Genomic DNA, 15426 nt, shown 5'->3' on the forward strand with positions numbered 1-15426 from the left:
GCTCTATCGCATCACAATCGCCCGGACCAGCGCATCGAGACCGGACGAGAGCCAGAACGCCCGGTCTTGACAAGCACCCGGGCTAAGGTATTCGGACACCCATGTCTCGCCGAGGAGAACCGATGACCAGCGCCGACCCCCTGTCCCACACCGCCGCTGCCACACAACAACGTCGCGGGTTCGGCATCGATGTCGGTGGCAGCGGCATCAAGGGCGGAATCGTCGACCTGGATACCGGCCAGCTGATCGGAGACCGGATCAAGCTGCTGACTCCCCAACCGGCCACGCCGTCAGCGGTCGCCAAGACCATCGCCGAGGTGGTCCACGGCTTCGGCTGGACCGGCCCACTCGGTGTGACCTACCCCGGCGTGGTCACGCACGGCATCGCCCAGACGGCGGCCAATGTGGACAAGTCATGGATCGGGACCAACGCCAGCGAAATCATCGGCGCCGAGCTGGGCGGTCAAGAGGTGACAGTTCTCAACGACGCCGATGCGGCCGGACTTGCCGAAGAACGCTACGGAGCCGGCCAGGACAACTCCGGGCTGGTCATCCTGCTCACCTTCGGAACCGGCATCGGGTCTGCGGTCATCCACAACGGCAAGCTGATACCCAACACCGAGTTCGGGCACCTCGAGGTCGGGGGTAAGGAGGCCGAGCAGCGGGCCGCGTCGTCCGTCAAGGAACGGAAAGGCTGGAGCTACGCAAAGTGGACCAAGCAGGTGACGCGGGTTCTGGTCGCTATTGAAAACGCGATGTGGCCCGACCTGTTCATCGCCGGGGGCGGCATCAGCCGCAAATCCGACAAGTGGATGCACCTGCTGGAAAATCGCACCCCTGTTGTGCCGGCAACCCTGCAGAACGCCGCCGGGATAGTCGGCGCAGCAATGGCGTCCACCACGGACGTGACCCACTGAATTTTCCCGCTCCGGCAGTACAGGCGCGTAGTGAAGTTACAATGGTCGTCGGCGACCGCCTGACCGATAGAGCGCGAGTTTTCACGCCGATATCAACGCCGACATTCGACATAGCAGACACTTTCGGTTCAGCACGCCCAGACTCATACCGGAAGCGAGTACCACCGAAGGGGTGTATGTGGCAGCGACCAAGGCCAGCCAGGCGACCGGTGAGCCGGTGAAGCGCACCGCCACCAAGTCCCCGGCCAAAGCCGGCGCCAAGCGACCGGCGGCAAAGACAGCCAATGGCGCTACCCCCGCGAAGCGGGCCACCAAGGCGGCGGGCCGGTCCACAAAGGCCGCCGATGCCACCAACGACGCCGAGACCACCGCTTCGAAGAAAAGCCGTACCGCGGCAAAAGCCGCAAAGGCGCCAGCCCGTGACGCCGACACGTTCGGCGAGGCACTCGAAGGCGCGGCTACGGACCCGGCGATTGCGCTCGATGCCACCGAAGACCTCGACGATGAACCAGACCTTGACGTCGAACCCGTTGAGGACCTCGACCTCGAGGCCGGTCTCGGCCTAGAGGACCTCGAAGACGACGTAGAAGACGACGTGGTCGCGGCCGTCGTCGACGACGGCGGCGACCACGATCCAACCGACGTCGAGGACACTGACGAGGGTGAATCTCCGGCTGTTGCAGCGCCCGGGAACGCCATCGATGATGAAGAGGAGATCGCCGAACCCACTGAGAAGGACAAGGCCTCAGGCGATTTCGTATGGGACGAGGACGAGTCGGAAGCGTTGCGCCAGGCGCGCAAGGACGCCGAACTCACCGCGTCCGCTGACTCGGTTCGCGCCTACCTCAAGCAAATCGGCAAGGTGGCGCTGCTCAACGCCGAGGAAGAAGTCGAGCTGGCCAAGCGGATCGAGGCCGGCCTCTACGCCACGCAGTTGATGGCGGAGATGGCAGAACGCGGCGAGAAGCTGCCCGCTGCCCAACGTCGCGACATGATGTGGATTTGCCGCGACGGTGATCGCGCGAAGAACCATCTGCTGGAGGCCAACCTGCGGCTGGTGGTTTCACTGGCCAAGCGCTACACCGGGCGCGGGATGGCGTTCCTGGACTTGATCCAGGAGGGCAACCTGGGGCTGATCCGGGCGGTCGAGAAATTCGACTACACCAAGGGTTACAAGTTCTCCACCTACGCGACCTGGTGGATCCGCCAAGCCATCACCCGCGCCATGGCCGACCAGGCCCGCACCATCCGGATTCCGGTGCACATGGTCGAGGTGATCAACAAGCTCGGCCGAATCCAGCGTGAGCTCCTCCAGGATCTGGGCCGCGAGCCCACTCCCGAGGAGCTTGCCAAAGAGATGGACATCACCCCGGAGAAGGTGCTCGAGATCCAGCAATACGCCCGGGAGCCGATCTCGCTGGACCAGACCATCGGCGATGAGGGCGACAGCCAGCTGGGCGACTTTATCGAAGACAGCGAAGCGGTGGTGGCCGTGGACGCGGTGTCGTTCACGCTGCTGCAAGACCAGCTGCAGTCGGTCCTGGACACGCTGTCCGAGCGCGAGGCCGGCGTGGTACGGCTGCGCTTCGGCCTCACCGACGGCCAGCCACGCACCCTCGACGAGATCGGCCAGGTATACGGCGTGACCCGGGAGCGCATCCGGCAGATCGAGTCCAAGACCATGTCGAAATTGCGCCACCCCAGCCGCTCGCAAGTCCTGCGCGACTACCTGGATTGAGCGAGCCCGCCGGCGCAGCGGGACACTTCGGTTTTCGCTTATGTGTCGTCGGCACGTTGATCCCGAGTCTGGTGCAGACGGGCGCGGCCGGGTCATCGCCTTGGTGCTGCAGCTTTTCCTGCAGGTCACGTTGCTTGTCGGTCGCCTTCCCGGCGTCGTGGGGGTTGGGCGGCGGGTTCATGTGCTGATCCATGAGAAATCCTCCGGCGTCTAGAGCCGTCGATCGAGGGATCTCCCACATTCCATCCGACGGAACCGGGCCGCCTTCCAGACACATCCCTCAACACGGCATGCCCAACGGCCGGGACGCCACGTGCCCGCACCTAACGGCTGCGCGTCGGCAGCCGCCGTCATACTGTCACGGCATGTCAGCAAGCCGCAGGTGTATCTCCTCCGGATCCGACTTCGAATCGGCCGTCGGCTATTCGCGCGCGGTGCGCGTTGGTCGGCCCGTGGCAGTGGCCGGAACCACGGCAGCGGCAACGATGTCGCCGCGCAGACCAGAGACGCCCTGCGCCGCATCGAGGCCGCACTCGGACAGGCTGGCGCGAGGCTCGCCGACGTGGTCCGTACCCGCATATACGTGACCGATATTTCACGCTGGCGCGAGATCGGCGAGCTACACGCTGAGATTTTCGGCGACATTCGCCCGGTTGCCACCATGGTCGGGGTTTCGGCGCTGATCGCGCCCGGCCTGTTGGTGGAGATTGAGGCCGACGCCTACCTGGAGGCCTGACGTCCCGGAATCGGAGGGAAGGTGCCGTCCGGCGCCGGCGGGTACCCGCAGACTCTGATCACCGCGCGCAGTGGGAGCGGGCCATAGAGATGCGGAAACAGCATCCAGTCCGGATCCGCTAACGTTCCGGGCTCCCAACGCACGGGCGAGTCGAGCGCCGCCGGGTCGATATACAGCAGGACCATGTCACGACGGCCGTGGAAGAGCCGATTGGCCGGCAGATGTATCTGCTCAGGCGTCGACAGATGGATGAACGCGGTAGCTGATCCGGGACGGAAGCCGCCGCGGCGGCGGGCGGACGACCATTCGCGGGCCGCACACATGTGCACCAACACCGCCGGAGTGGACGACATGCTAGCCAGCTTGCCCGACTCATCGTCCCGACATCCGTGAGAAAGGACACACCTGATACCACCCAGGGAACAAGGCGAAAGCGGGGAACGTCTGAGACAGTGAACTTACCGAGATATGGAGAAGTCATGAACGCAACGTTGACCAGTCCCGAGCTGACTAGAGCCGACCGCTGCGACCGCTGTGGCGCAGCAGCGCGGGTGCGCGCCAAGCTGCCTTCCGGTGCCGAACTTCTCTTCTGCCAGCACCACGCCAACGAGCACGAAGCGAAACTGATCGAGCTGTCGGCCGTCCTGGAGGTAAGTGGAAACTAGGTTCGCCGAAACTCGCTCGCCTAAAGTCGGGTCCAATGTGCCACGTGTGACCGATCATCGGTAATGCTGGACCGGATGAGCGACCAAACGCCAAAGCCGTCCCGCCACCACATCTGGCGAATCAGCCTTCGGACGCTCTCCAAGAGTTGGGACGACTCGATCTTCTCCGAGTCAGCGCAAGCAGGTTTCTGGTCGGCGCTGTCCCTTCCGCCCTTGCTGTTGGGAATGCTGGGCAGCCTGGCCTACGTGGCTCCGCTATTCGGTGAGGACACCTTGCCCGCGATCGAAAAAACCATCATTTCCACCGCCCACAGTTTCTTCTCACCCAGTGTGGTCAACGAGATCATCGAGCCGACCATCCGCGACATCACTGCCAACGCGCGCGGCGAGGTGGTGTCGCTGGGTTTCTTGATCTCATTGTGGGCAGGATCGTCGGCAATCTCTTCGTACGTCGACGCCGTGGTGGAGGCGCATGACCAGACTCCGCTGCGCCATCCGGTGCGGCAGCGGTTCTTCGCGCTGTTCCTGTACGTGGTGATGCTGGTGTTCCTGGTGGCCGCCGCGCCGGTGGCGGTGGTGGGACCACGGAAGGTGAGCGACCACATTCCGGCCAGCTTGGCCAATGTCCTGCATTACGGCTACTACCCGGCACTGATCGCGGGCCTGACGGTGGGGGTTATCATCCTTTACCGCGTCGCTCTGCCGGTACCGCTGCCGACACACCGACTGGTCATCGGCGCAGTGCTGGCCACCGCGGTGTTCCTGATCGCGACGCTGGGTCTACGGTTCTATCTCAGATGGATCACGAGTACGGGCTATACCTACGGCGCGCTGTCCACGCCCATCGCTTTCCTGTTGTTCGCGTTCTTCGGTGGTTTTGCGGTCATGATCGGAGCCGAACTCAACGCCGCGATCCAAGAGGAATGGCCGGCGCCGGCCACACACGCACATCGGCTGCGCAACTGGCTGAGGACCCGCACCGCCGCCATTATGGGAACAGCCGACTAGGGCGTCGGACGGGACGTCGCAGACCACGACGGTGCAGCCGCCGCGCGATTCAGTCTTTCTTGAGCTTCTCGTAGATCTGCTTGCAGTCCGGGCATACCGGCGAGCCAGGCTTGGGTGCCCGGGTCACGGGAAACACCTCACCGCATAACGCCACCACATGGCTCCCCAGCACCGCGCTCTCGGCGATTTTGTCTTTCTTGACGTAGTGGAAGTACTTCGGGACATCGCTGCCGGTCCCGTCGTCGACGCGTTCCTCGGTGTCGGTGCGTTCGATCGTCTGCGTCTGCATACCAGACATTGTGCCCCCTGACTCGCTCCTGCCGGAAACGACTGGATGTGGGAGAGTAGAGAGATGAAGCGCGGCTTCGAGCTGAGTTTCGATGACTTCGACGAGCGAGGCCGCCCGGTACTGATCACCGCCGCCGCACCGTCCTACGAGGAACAGCACCGAGCCCGGGTGCGCAAGTATCTGACCTTGATGGCGTTCCGGATTCCGGCGCTCATCCTGGCCGCCGTCGCATACGGGGCCTGGCACAACGGTCTTGTCTCGCTACTGATCGTGGCTGTCTCGATTCCGTTGCCGTGGATGGCCGTGCTCATCGCCAACGATAGGCCGCCCCGCAGCGCCGATGAGCCCCGGCGATTCGACGACGCCCGACGCCGCATCCCGCTGTTTCCGACGGCCAAGCGTCCGGCGCTGGAGCCTCGGCGAGACCCTGCGCCCCAATCGGCTCAATCGGACCCCCCGGACTTCGACGGCTGGTCCAATCCAGGTTAAACCGGCTGCCGCGGCGCACTTCTCAGGACATTCTCAGGTCGCTGGCACATTTCTGCACGTCACGGTGTGTGAGATGACAGCGCGGCGGGAACTCTGTGGTCGAGCCTGTCGTTAAACCCCGTGACAGGACAAGCCGATCGGGAGGGCGCTATGGCACATGCCACCACAAGCCGGGCTGACAGCGATCTGGATGCTCAAAGCCCCGCAGCGGACTTGGTGCGCGTATATCTGAACGGCATCGGTAAGACGGCGTTGCTCAACGCCGCCGATGAAGTGGAGCTGGCCAAACGCATCGAAGCCGGGCTGTACGCCGAGTATCTGCTCGAAACCCGAAAGCGGTTGGGCGAGAACCGGAAACGCGAATTGGCGGCCGTGGTACGCGACGGCCAGGCGGCGCGCCGTCATCTCCTGGAGGCCAACCTTCGGCTGGTGGTGTCGCTGGCCAAGCGCTATACGGGCCGCGGAATGCCGCTGCTCGACCTCATCCAGGAGGGCAACCTGGGCCTGATCCGCGCGATGGAGAAGTTCGACTACACAAAGGGATTCAAGTTCTCGACGTATGCCACCTGGTGGATCCGCCAAGCCATCACCCGTGGCATGGCCGACCAGAGCCGCACCATTCGTCTGCCCGTTCACCTGGTCGAGCAGGTCAATAAGCTGGCGCGGATCAAACGGGAGATGCACCAGAACCTGGGTCGGGAAGCCACCGACGAGGAACTTGCCGCCGAATCCGGCATTCCCGTCGACAAGATCAACGACCTGCTCGAACACAGCCGGGACCCGGTGAGCCTGGACATGCCGGTCGGCTCTGAGGAAGAGGCGCCGCTGGGCGACTTCATCGAGGACGCCGAAGCCATGTCCGCGGAGAACGCGGTTATCGCCGAACTGCTGCACACCGATATTCGCAGTGTGCTTGCCACCCTCGACGAGCGTGAGCACCAGGTGATCCGGCTGCGCTTCGGCCTGGACGACGGCCAGCCGCGCACGCTGGATCAAATCGGCAAGCTGTTCGGTCTGTCCCGAGAGCGCGTGCGCCAGATCGAGCGGGACGTGATGTGCAAGTTGCGCCATGGCGAACGTGCCGATCGGCTGCGGTCATACGCCAGTTGAGACCCCGCCCCGACGCCCACCGAAAGCGCCGAGACAAGCGCCGAGAATCTAGGTACAAGACAGTGTGCCCGCCGCGATGAGCGGCGGGCATACTGCTGTCGGGGGCGTTTTGGGCCAACCACATGCGCAGCTGGCCAAGTAGACTCGGCGGCAACGGAGGATGCTGAATGAACGACTTGGTTGATACCACCGAGATGTACTTGCGGACGATCTACGACCTCGAGGAAGAGGGCGTCACGCCGCTGCGCGCCCGGATTGCCGAGCGCCTGGAGCAGAGCGGGCCGACTGTCAGCCAGACCGTTTCCCGGATGGAGCGGGACGGATTGCTTCGGGTGGCCGGGGATCGCCACCTCGAACTCACCGACAAGGGCCGGGCGCTGGCGATCGCGGTGATGCGCAAGCACCGCCTCGCCGAACGACTCCTCGTCGACGTCATCGGGTTGCCGTGGGAAGAGGTGCACGCCGAGGCATGCCGGTGGGAGCACGTGATGAGCGAGGATGTCGAGCGTCGGCTGGTCAAGGTGCTGAACAACCCGACTACGTCTCCATTCGGCAATCCGATTCCGGGCTTGCTGGACCTGGGCGTGGGGCCGGAATTCGGCGCCGAAGACGCCAACTTGGTGCGGTTGACCGAGCTGCCGGCCGGTCCGCCGGTGGCAGTCGTCGTTCGCCAGCTCACCGAGCATGTTCAAGGCGACATCGACTTGATCACGCGGCTCAAGGACGCCGGCGTCGTGCCGAACGCCCGAGTAACGGTCGAAACCAGTCCGGGAGGCGGCGTGACCATCGTCATCCCGGGGCATGAGAACGTCACCCTGCCCCACGCGATGGCGCACGCCGTCAAGGTCGAGAAGGTCTGACTACCCCGCCCATCGGCCAGATTGGCCGAATGAGCCGAATACCCGTCGCGGCGGTAGCCGCACGCCGAGTTGCCGAGCCAGCCGATAGCCGGTGGTCGCGAGTTCCCGGATGTGCTCCGGCCGAAGCCCGGACTGTAACGCCGTGTCCAGCATGCCCGCCATCCGGTGCCCCGGCGAGCAGCGCAGCGCGGCCTCCAGGGATAACCCGGCCAATGGACCGTCTCCGCGGGCGTAGGCACTGAACGCCAGCAACACCAGCGCCTCCACCCGCCACGGCTCGGGCAGCGCGCGGGCCAGTACTGCCCACAACGACTCGGCCGGACCGGAGTCCTCACCGACCGCGAGGGCATAGAGCGTGTCGCGCACCCGCACGTCGGTCAGCGCGCAGCCCAACCGGGCCAGCTCCCCGTCGGACAGCGGCTGCCCGTCGGCCACCCGCGCGGCAGCGGCCATCGCCTTCTCTACGTCGCGACGGCTACGGCCCAACGGGTCGGCGCGCTGGGCGATCTCCCGCTCGGCCGCCTCTCGCTTCATGGCGGCGGCCAGTGTGCCGGTGCGCGCCCGGTCGTCAACGGCGACGACGGCCTCGAGGTCGGCACGCCGCGGGTACAGCCGCCGACCGTCGAGCACCGCAGCAACCGCCAGCGGCGACGCCGCCGGGTCGTCGATGACACCACCCGAACCGCAGTCGTCGACGCAATGCCAGCGTCCGCCCACGGCGATGCGGTCGACCACGTGGGCCGCCCAGAGCACGATGTCACGCTGCGCCAGTGCCTCGGTCAGCGCATCGCACACCCGCCGGTACTCGTCGCTGCATCCCGGACACTGCGCTCCGTCCGCGTCGACGATCACCGCGATCGCGGCCTCGGGGTCTGCCGCGGCGGCAACCTCCGCGAGCTGCTCGACCCGGTGGCCAAGGTCCTCCGACAGGTCAATACGCATTACCGATCCCAGTTCACCGTCGGCCACCGAGACCAGAACCAGCGATTTTTCCGGCACGAAGCCGAGGATGGCCGGCAGCGCGGCGATCAGGGCGCCGGGGCGATTCAGTTCAAAGTCAGGTCGATGCTTGGTCATAGGCGTCAACGCTGACGACCGGCACCGTCAGCCGGTGCGCGCATCCGGCACCTGGGCCGCCATCCTGTGGACGAAGTCGCCACTGTGCGTTCTACTGTCTATCTCATGGGGTCGATGCGCGAGTACGACATGGTGGTTCTCGGCTCTGGGCCTGGCGGCCAGAAGGCGGCCATTGCCTCGGCCAAGTTGGGCAAATCCGTTGCGATCGTCGAGCGTGGCCGAATGCTGGGCGGCGTGTGCGTCAACACGGGCACCATCCCGTCGAAGACGTTGCGCGAGGCGGTGCTCTACCTCACCGGCATGAATCAGCGCGAACTCTACGGGGCGAGCTACCGCGTCAAGGACCGGATCACTCCGGCCGATCTGCTGGCCCGCACCCAGCATGTGATCGGCAAGGAAGTCGACGTGGTACGCAATCAGTTGATGCGCAACCGGGTCGACCTGCTGGTGGGGCACGGCCGGTTCGTCGATCCGCACACCATCATGGTCGAAGACCAGACGCGGCGCGAAAAGACCACTGTCACAGGCGATTACATCGTCATCGCCACCGGCACCAGGCCGGCCCGGCCGTCCGGCGTGGAATTCGACGAAGAACGGGTCCTCGACTCCGACGGGATCCTGGACCTCAAGTCGCTCCCGGCTTCGATGGTCGTGGTCGGTGCCGGCGTGATCGGTATCGAGTATGCCTCGATGTTCGCCGCGCTGGGCACCAAGGTGACCGTCGTCGAGAAACGGGAAGACATGCTGGACTTCTGCGACCCCGAGGTCGTCGAGGCGCTGAAATTCCACCTGCGCGACCTGGCGGTGACATTCCGGTTCGGCGAAGAGGTCACCGCGGTCGACGTCGGCTCGGCCGGCACCGTCACCACCCTGGCCAGCGGCAAACAGATTCCCGCCGAGACGGTGATGTACTCCGCCGGACGCCAGGGCCAGACCGACCACCTCGACCTGCCCAACGCCGGCCTGGAGGTCGAACGCCGCGGGCGAATATGGGTGGACGAACAGTTCAAGACCAAGGTGGACCATATCTACGCCGTCGGCGACGTCATCGGCTTTCCGGCCTTGGCCGCGACGTCGATGGAGCAGGGCCGGCTGGCCGCCTATCACGCATTCGGGGAACCCACTGACGGCATCACCGACCTGCAGCCGATCGGCATCTATTCGATCCCCGAGATCTCCTACGTCGGCGCCACCGAGGTGGAACTGACCAAGGAATCCATCCCCTACGAGGTGGGTGTGGCGCGCTACCGGGAACTGGCCCGCGGCCAGATCGCCGGCGACTCCTACGGCATGCTCAAACTGCTGGTGTCCACCGACGATCTCAAGCTGCTTGGAGTGCACATCTTCGGCACCAGTGCCACCGAGATGGTGCACATCGGACAGGCCGTCATGGGATGCGGAGGGACCGTCGAGTACCTGGTCGACGCGGTTTTCAACTACCCGACATTCTCCGAGGCATACAAGGTGGCCGCGCTCGACGTGATGAACAAGGTGCGCGCACTCAACCAGTTCCGCCGCTGACGCGTCACGAGGCCGTATTGTCGAAATCGGTCGGCCCGGGATCGCCCTAGCATCACCCGGGCGCCGGCTTGGCCTGGGCCGATAGCGCAGGACGGTGTTCGTCGAACGACGGGCGGCGATTTGGTTGTCGAGTTGGGCGTCCGCAGTTGCCCGCGCAGTCCGCTGTGAATACGGCGCGGAGCTTTTCGCGTTATGAAGATGTGCGCATAAGTGAGATGTTCGTTCGTTGGGGCCCGTTGATTTGAGAGACACTGATCAGGGCACCCCGGTTAGACCCCCGAAAGGAGGCAACACCCATGACGCACGATCAAGACCGGGATGAGGCGCAGGACTACCAGCCCGGGCAGCCTGGCATGTACGACCTCGAGTTGCCGGCGCCGCAATTGTCGACGACGGATGGCCGCGGTCCCGTGTTGGTGCACGCTTTGGAGGGCTTTTCCGACGCGGGCCACGCGATTCGGCTGGCCGCTGCCCACCTGAAGGGGGCACTGGACACCGAGTTGGTCGCGTCGTTTGCGATCGACGAATTACTGGACTATCGCTCCCGGCGGCCGCTGATGACCTTCAAGACTGACCACTTCACCAGCTACGACGACCCCGAGCTCAGCCTGTACGCACTGCGCGACAGCGTCGGCACCCCGTTTCTGCTGCTGGCCGGTTTGGAGCCGGACCTGAAATGGGAGCGATTCATCACAGCCGTGCGACTGCTGGCCGAACGCCTTGGGGTCCGGCAGACCATCGGCCTGGGCACCGTTCCCATGGCCGTACCACATACCCGCCCGATCACGATGACCGCCCACTCCAACAATCCGGAACTGATCGCCGACTTCCAGCCGTGGATCTCCGAAATCCAAGTTCCGGCAAGCGCGTCCAACCTGTTGGAGTACCGAATGGCGCAGCATGGTCACGAGGTCGTCGGGTTCACCGTGCACGTCCCGCACTACCTGACGCAGACCGACTACCCGGCGGCCGCGCAGTCCCTGCTCGAGCAAGTCGCCAAGACGGGATCGTTGGAACTGCCCTTGGCGGCGCTGGCAGAGGCGGCGGCGGAGATCCGGGCCAAGATCGACGAACAAGTCCAGGCAAGCGCAGAAGTCGCCCAAGTGGTGGCCGCCCTCGAGCGCCAGTACGATGCCTTCATCGACGCTCAGGAAAACAGATCGTTACTCACGCGTGACGAGGATCTGCCTAGCGGCGACGAGTTGGGTGCGGAGTTCGAGCGATTCCTGGCCCAACAGGCAGAGAAGAAGCGCGACGACGACGACCAGGCTTGATGGCTCCAACACCGCCCCCGAGAAAGCCGTAGGCGGCCCGACAACGAGGTTGGCGAATGACCGAGCGGAAGCGCAATCTTCGCCCAGTGCGCGAAGTTACTGCGCCTTCGCTGCAGTTCCGCACTATTCACGGTTACAAGCGCGCGTTCCGGATCGCCGGATCCGGGCCGGCGATCCTGCTGGTCCACGGCATCGGAGACAATTCGACGACCTGGACCGGTATCCACGCCAAGCTCGCGCAGCGGTTCACCGTGATTGCTCCCGATCTGTTGGGTCATGGAAAGTCCGATAAGCCGCGCGCCGACTACTCGGTTGCCGCCTATGCCAATGGCATGCGCGACCTGCTCAGCGTGCTCGACATCGAGCGGGTGACCGTCATCGGTCATTCGCTCGGTGGCGGCGTAGCGATGCAATTCGCCTACCAGTTTCCCCAGTTGGTCGACCGGCTGATCCTGGTCGGCGCCGGTGGCGTCACCAAGGACGTCAACCTCGTGTTCCGGTTGGCCTCGCTGCCGATGGGCGCCGAAGCGCTGGCATTGCTGCGGTTGCCGATGGTGCGGCCGACGGTTCAGGTGGTCGGGCGGGTGCTGGGCCTGGCGATCGGCTCAACCGCCCTGGGCCGCGACCTGCCCAATGTGTTGCGAATACTGGACGACCTGCCCGAGCCGACGGCCTCGTCGGCGTTCACGCGCACCCTGCGGGCCGTGGTGGACTGGCGCGGGCAGATCGTCACCATGCTGGACAGATGCTATTTGACCCAGGCCATCCCGGTGCAGATCATCTGGGGCAGCCGCGACGTCGTTGTCCCCGTCCGCCACGCCCGGCTGGCACACGCCGCGATGCCCGGCTCGCACCTGGAGATCTTCGAGGGCTCCGGGCATTTCCCGTTCCATGACGATCCCGCCCGTTTCATCGACACTGTGCAGCGCTTCATCGACAGCACCGAACCCGCCGAATACGATCAGGCCGCGCTCCGGGAATTGCTTCGCAGCGGCGGTGGCGAAGGAGCCGTTTCCGGCTCGGCCGATACCCGCATCGCCGTGCTCAGCGCGATGGGTTCCGACGAACGCAGCGCCACCTGATCAACCCGGCCGTCATCGATTCGCGCGACGTCGTACAGTCGGGCCATGGGCATCGAGGTAACTATGTTGCGGGTGTTCACCGACTCCGAGGGGAACTTCGGCAATCCGCTCGGCGTAGTCGATGCGAGCCGGGTCCAACCCGGCGACCGACAGCACCTGGCAAACCAATTGGGTTACAGCGAGACAATATTCGTCGACCTGCCCGCCGCCGGCTCGCACACCGCGCACGCCTCCATTCACACTCCCCGCACCAGCCTTCCGTTCGCCGGCCATCCCATCGTGGGTGTGTCATGGTGGCTGCGTGAGCGGGGAATGCCGATCAAGACACTGCACGTGCCGGCCGGTCTGGTCCAGGTGAGCTATGACAACGACCTGACCGCGATCAGCGCAAGGGCCGAATGGGCGCCCGAATTGGCCATCCATCGTCTCGACTCACTCGATGCCCTGACGGCCGCGGACCCCGACGACTTCTCCGACGACACGTCGCATTATCTGTGGACCTGGACCGACGAGCCCGCCGGCGCCCTACGGGCCCGGATGTTCGCCGCCAACCTGGGGGTCGAGGAAGACGAAGCGACCGGTTCGGCGGCCATGCGGATCACTGACCACCTCAGCCGCGACCTGACCATCACGCAGGGCAAGGGATCGGTGCTCAAGACGACGTGGAGCGCCGAGGGCTGGGTCACGGTTGCCGGATTGGTCGTCAATGACGGTGTGATGCAATTGGTTTGACGTCAGCGCTGACGGTGCAACAAGGCGGCGACGTGATGCTGTAAGGGTTGCCCGACCGCGGCCATCCGCAACGAGTGCGAGAGCTCGTCGCCTGCGACGCTGAAGGACCGGGTGATCGCCGTAACTTCTTTTGCGGTGGGCGTCAATCCGATGGTTGTGGTGGCCAACTCGAGGTGCACGGCATCGTCGCGCACCGAATACGTGCCCAGTTCGATTTCGGCGATGCCGCTGGGATGCGCCAAGACCAATTCCGCGTGCCCCGGTTGCGGAACACGCAGGTACCCCGCCTCGGCATGCAATGGCCTGCCGTCGTCCGCCGCCCGGGTCGTGTGCCCGTAAACCAGAAACGGCTTGCCGACATGTGAGAACACAACCTCTTCGAAATACTCGAACGGCTCGATCGTGGGATATTCACCGGCACCCCGGCCCACCCATGTACCCAGCAACGGCTCCAACGGTCCAAGATCGGGGTGCAGGTCCGCAGGCATGACAGGGATCTTAACGGCGTCGCCCCCGAATCAGCGTGCGGTCGACACCTTGCGGTGCGCACGCAGTGCCTCGATCTCCCGCTCGAAATCCTCGGCCGACGAGAAAGAGCGATACACCGACGCGAAACGCAGGTAGGCGACCTCGTCGAGTTCGCGAAGCGGCCCCAGGATGGCCAGGCCGACATCATGACTGGGCACCTCCGGCGACCCCGCGGCCCGCACGGTGTCTTCCACCTGCTGGGCGAGCAGGTTCAAAGCGTCATCGTCGACGTGGCGGCCCTGGCACGCCCGGCGCACCCCGCTGATGACTTTTTCCCGGCTGAACGGTTCGGAGACCCCGCTGCGCTTGACTACAGCCAGGACCGCCGTCTCCACGGTGGTGAAACGTCGCCCGCATTCCGGGCACGACCGGCGCCGCCGGATTGCCTGGCCTTCATCGGTTTCGCGTGAGTCGATCACCCGCGAGTCGGGATTCCGGCAGAACGGACAGTGCATGGCCGCTCCTTCGCCGTCGTGGCATCCCGGTGTTTCAGACCTCTCCGAGACTACCTGCGCGCTCCCGCGCACTGCCAACGCCGTTGCCATCCACCCACGTTCGATTCCGCGGAATCTCGGAAGCGTTGGCGCGCAGCGATTTTCGCCACCATCCTGCATGGTGTCGTCAGCCGATCGGCGCGATCAACGTCTGCCCGGCGACAGGCATAGACGAATCCAGGTCGTTGAGTTCTCGGATCCGTTCGACAACCTGACGTACCGGCGTATCGGGCGCGACCCGGGCCGCCACGTCCTGCAACGACTCGCCGGCCGCTACTCGCACGACGGCAAGCCGGTCTGGCACGCCAGCCGACGAATCCGCGGAATTGCTGTTGACCAGCTCCCCGAAATGCGCCATCAGACCCAGCCACAGCGTGATCATCCCGGCAAGCACCGCCAGACCCACCGTGGTCGCCACCGAGACGGGACGCCTGCGATGCGGAGCCGCCGAGATCGCTAGGCCAGTGCCCGGGTAGCGCAGCGCCGCACCGCCCGGCCGGCACGGTACCGGCCGCCGCCGCGGTGCCGTACCGCCCCGGGCCCCAAGAGGCTCACGAAGAGGCCTGTAGACCGGCCTGTTGACCGGCCTGTTTAACGGCAGGGGCACGCCACGGGTACGCGTCGGGAATGCCTGCATGAGTGTCATGTTCGTTCCTCCGCCCGAGAATTAGTCGCTCATGTGTTCGACACCCTAGCCGATTGCGTGTTCGATTGCCGAACATCTGATCGAAACGTGTCGCGCGAACAAAACGCTAGACCGTGCCACCGACAAGGCCGATCGGTCGCCATCGCTGCCGTGAGGCACTGGATACCCGATCGCGCGAATAGTTACGTCGCGTTTGTAATTCAGCACCTCAGCGGGTCAGCCGGGCTCGGACGGCCGGCAAGCCCGCCCCGACACACCGG

At 65.0% G+C, this 15426-nt stretch carries 17 protein-coding genes and 1 pseudogene; 12 read left to right on the forward strand and 6 right to left on the reverse strand.

Annotated elements, in window-relative coordinates; translation table 11 throughout:
- The first annotated feature begins 122 nt into the window (after nucleotides 1-122).
- From ppgK to AWC07_RS12440, 3 genes and pseudogenes are all read left to right on the forward strand, one after another.
- Nucleotides 123-917, forward strand: a complete 795-nt coding sequence (ppgK, locus tag AWC07_RS12430) for a polyphosphate--glucose phosphotransferase (protein ID WP_036411141.1) — start codon at nucleotides 123-125, stop codon at nucleotides 915-917.
- Between the two features lie 178 nt (nucleotides 918-1095).
- Nucleotides 1096-2655, forward strand: coding sequence for an RNA polymerase sigma factor (locus AWC07_RS12435; RefSeq protein ID WP_036411158.1), 1560 nt, complete (start codon nucleotides 1096-1098; stop codon nucleotides 2653-2655).
- Nucleotides 2656-3020: 365 nt separating this feature from the next.
- Nucleotides 3021-3391 (forward strand): annotated as a pseudogene (locus AWC07_RS12440) (RidA family protein).
- Here AWC07_RS12440 and AWC07_RS12445 read toward each other — a convergent pair.
- On the reverse strand, nucleotides 3376-3744 hold the full coding sequence (locus tag AWC07_RS12445) for a DUF952 domain-containing protein (protein ID WP_036411139.1): 369 nt from the start codon (nucleotides 3742-3744) through the stop codon (nucleotides 3376-3378). The pseudogene AWC07_RS12440 and the gene AWC07_RS12445 sit on opposite strands and share 16 nt — an antisense overlap.
- Nucleotides 3745-3870: 126 nt before the next feature.
- Here AWC07_RS12445 and AWC07_RS12450 point away from each other — a divergent pair, with 126 nt between their 5' ends.
- Together AWC07_RS12450 and AWC07_RS12455 are read left to right on the forward strand one after the other, a co-directional pair.
- Nucleotides 3871-4056 carry a DUF7455 domain-containing protein gene (locus tag AWC07_RS12450; RefSeq protein WP_023372607.1) on the forward strand — a complete coding sequence of 62 codons (186 nt, stop codon included), beginning with the start codon at nucleotides 3871-3873 and terminating at the stop codon, nucleotides 4054-4056.
- Nucleotides 4057-4131: 75 nt separating this feature from the next.
- The gene (locus AWC07_RS12455) at nucleotides 4132-5064 is read left to right on the forward strand and encodes a YihY/virulence factor BrkB family protein (RefSeq protein ID WP_051507874.1); all 933 of its coding nucleotides are present in this window, start codon (nucleotides 4132-4134) and stop codon (nucleotides 5062-5064) included.
- 49 nt (nucleotides 5065-5113) lie between these two features.
- Here the strand turns inward: AWC07_RS12455 and AWC07_RS12460 are convergent, their stop codons facing one another.
- Nucleotides 5114-5353 (reverse strand): DUF3039 domain-containing protein, encoded by a 240-nt coding sequence (locus AWC07_RS12460; protein WP_036411138.1) that lies wholly within the window; start codon nucleotides 5351-5353, stop codon nucleotides 5114-5116.
- Between the two features lie 45 nt (nucleotides 5354-5398).
- Here AWC07_RS12460 and AWC07_RS12465 point away from each other — a divergent pair, with 45 nt between their 5' ends.
- The 3 genes from AWC07_RS12465 (at nucleotide 5399) to ideR (ending at nucleotide 7812) form a co-directional block, all read left to right on the forward strand.
- Nucleotides 5399-5842: a DUF3099 domain-containing protein gene (locus AWC07_RS12465; RefSeq protein ID WP_084293409.1), complete on the forward strand. Its 444-nt coding sequence runs from the start codon at nucleotides 5399-5401 to the stop codon at nucleotides 5840-5842.
- A 150-nt stretch (nucleotides 5843-5992) separates the two neighbouring features.
- Nucleotides 5993-6952, forward strand: a complete 960-nt coding sequence (gene sigB / locus AWC07_RS12470; RefSeq protein ID WP_036411136.1) for a sigma-70 family RNA polymerase sigma factor SigB — start codon at nucleotides 5993-5995, stop codon at nucleotides 6950-6952.
- 167 nt (nucleotides 6953-7119) lie between these two features.
- Complete coding sequence (gene ideR / locus AWC07_RS12475; RefSeq protein ID WP_023372597.1) at nucleotides 7120-7812, forward strand: iron-dependent transcriptional regulator IdeR; 693 nt, start codon at nucleotides 7120-7122, stop codon at nucleotides 7810-7812.
- On the opposite strand, the gene AWC07_RS12480 is transcribed toward ideR, so the two are convergent.
- Nucleotides 7813-8889, reverse strand: a complete 1077-nt coding sequence (locus AWC07_RS12480) for a DUF4192 domain-containing protein (RefSeq protein ID WP_036411134.1) — start codon at nucleotides 8887-8889, stop codon at nucleotides 7813-7815.
- 114 nt (nucleotides 8890-9003) lie between these two features.
- Between AWC07_RS12480 and sthA the strand changes: the two genes are divergently transcribed.
- The 4 genes from sthA to AWC07_RS12500 all read left to right on the forward strand — a co-directional run bounded on the left by sthA (nucleotide 9004) and on the right by AWC07_RS12500 (nucleotide 13498).
- On the forward strand, nucleotides 9004-10410 hold the full coding sequence (gene sthA / locus AWC07_RS12485) for a Si-specific NAD(P)(+) transhydrogenase (protein ID WP_139829673.1): 1407 nt from the start codon (nucleotides 9004-9006) through the stop codon (nucleotides 10408-10410).
- A gap of 296 nt (nucleotides 10411-10706) precedes the next feature.
- The gene (locus AWC07_RS12490) at nucleotides 10707-11684 is read left to right on the forward strand and encodes a proteasome assembly chaperone family protein (RefSeq protein ID WP_085105091.1); all 978 of its coding nucleotides are present in this window, start codon (nucleotides 10707-10709) and stop codon (nucleotides 11682-11684) included.
- A 56-nt stretch (nucleotides 11685-11740) separates the two neighbouring features.
- Nucleotides 11741-12766 carry an alpha/beta fold hydrolase gene (locus AWC07_RS12495; protein WP_036411707.1) on the forward strand — a complete coding sequence of 342 codons (1026 nt, stop codon included), beginning with the start codon at nucleotides 11741-11743 and terminating at the stop codon, nucleotides 12764-12766.
- A gap of 45 nt (nucleotides 12767-12811) precedes the next feature.
- Complete coding sequence (locus tag AWC07_RS12500; RefSeq protein WP_036411709.1) at nucleotides 12812-13498, forward strand: PhzF family phenazine biosynthesis protein; 687 nt, start codon at nucleotides 12812-12814, stop codon at nucleotides 13496-13498.
- A 2-nt stretch (nucleotides 13499-13500) separates the two neighbouring features.
- Here AWC07_RS12500 and AWC07_RS12505 read toward each other — a convergent pair whose 3' ends face one another.
- The 3 genes from AWC07_RS12505 to AWC07_RS12515 form a co-directional block, all read right to left on the reverse strand.
- On the reverse strand, nucleotides 13501-13986 hold the full coding sequence (locus AWC07_RS12505) for a peroxynitrite isomerase (protein WP_036411713.1): 486 nt from the start codon (nucleotides 13984-13986) through the stop codon (nucleotides 13501-13503).
- A 30-nt stretch (nucleotides 13987-14016) separates the two neighbouring features.
- Nucleotides 14017-14481, reverse strand: coding sequence for a transcriptional regulator NrdR (nrdR, locus tag AWC07_RS12510; protein ID WP_036411716.1), 465 nt, complete (start codon nucleotides 14479-14481; stop codon nucleotides 14017-14019).
- Between the two features lie 166 nt (nucleotides 14482-14647).
- Entirely contained in the window at nucleotides 14648-15166 is a 519-nt protein-coding gene (locus tag AWC07_RS12515) for a LysM peptidoglycan-binding domain-containing protein (protein ID WP_036411719.1), read from the reverse strand.
- Nucleotides 15167-15426 lie beyond the last annotated feature (260 nt).

Source organism: Mycobacterium gastri (assembly GCF_002102175.1).
In the GTDB taxonomy this organism is placed as follows: Bacteria; Actinomycetota; Actinomycetes; order Mycobacteriales; family Mycobacteriaceae; genus Mycobacterium; species Mycobacterium gastri.

Excerpts from the sequence above, each read along its gene's own strand:
- ppgK (WP_036411141.1), top strand. The coding sequence starts at position 123 with ATGACCAGCGCCGACCCCCTGTCCCACACCGCCGCTGCCACACAACAA.
- AWC07_RS12445 (WP_036411139.1), bottom strand. The coding sequence starts at position 3,744 with ATGTCGTCCACTCCGGCGGTGTTGGTGCACATGTGTGCGGCCCGCGAA.
- AWC07_RS12450 (WP_023372607.1), top strand. The coding sequence starts at position 3,871 with ATGAACGCAACGTTGACCAGTCCCGAGCTGACTAGAGCCGACCGCTGC.
- AWC07_RS12455 (WP_051507874.1), top strand. The coding sequence starts at position 4,132 with ATGAGCGACCAAACGCCAAAGCCGTCCCGCCACCACATCTGGCGAATC.
- AWC07_RS12460 (WP_036411138.1), bottom strand. The coding sequence starts at position 5,353 with ATGCAGACGCAGACGATCGAACGCACCGACACCGAGGAACGCGTCGAC.
- AWC07_RS12465 (WP_084293409.1), top strand. The coding sequence starts at position 5,399 with ATGTGGGAGAGTAGAGAGATGAAGCGCGGCTTCGAGCTGAGTTTCGAT.
- sigB (WP_036411136.1), top strand. The coding sequence starts at position 5,993 with ATGGCACATGCCACCACAAGCCGGGCTGACAGCGATCTGGATGCTCAA.
- ideR (WP_023372597.1), top strand. The coding sequence starts at position 7,120 with ATGAACGACTTGGTTGATACCACCGAGATGTACTTGCGGACGATCTAC.
- AWC07_RS12480 (WP_036411134.1), bottom strand. The coding sequence starts at position 8,889 with ATGACCAAGCATCGACCTGACTTTGAACTGAATCGCCCCGGCGCCCTG.
- sthA (WP_139829673.1), top strand. The coding sequence starts at position 9,004 with ATGCGCGAGTACGACATGGTGGTTCTCGGCTCTGGGCCTGGCGGCCAG.
- AWC07_RS12490 (WP_085105091.1), top strand. The coding sequence starts at position 10,707 with ATGACGCACGATCAAGACCGGGATGAGGCGCAGGACTACCAGCCCGGG.
- AWC07_RS12495 (WP_036411707.1), top strand. The coding sequence starts at position 11,741 with ATGACCGAGCGGAAGCGCAATCTTCGCCCAGTGCGCGAAGTTACTGCG.
- AWC07_RS12500 (WP_036411709.1), top strand. The coding sequence starts at position 12,812 with ATGGGCATCGAGGTAACTATGTTGCGGGTGTTCACCGACTCCGAGGGG.
- AWC07_RS12505 (WP_036411713.1), bottom strand. The coding sequence starts at position 13,986 with ATGCCTGCGGACCTGCACCCCGATCTTGGACCGTTGGAGCCGTTGCTG.
- nrdR (WP_036411716.1), bottom strand. The coding sequence starts at position 14,481 with ATGCACTGTCCGTTCTGCCGGAATCCCGACTCGCGGGTGATCGACTCA.
- AWC07_RS12515 (WP_036411719.1), bottom strand. The coding sequence starts at position 15,166 with ATGACACTCATGCAGGCATTCCCGACGCGTACCCGTGGCGTGCCCCTG.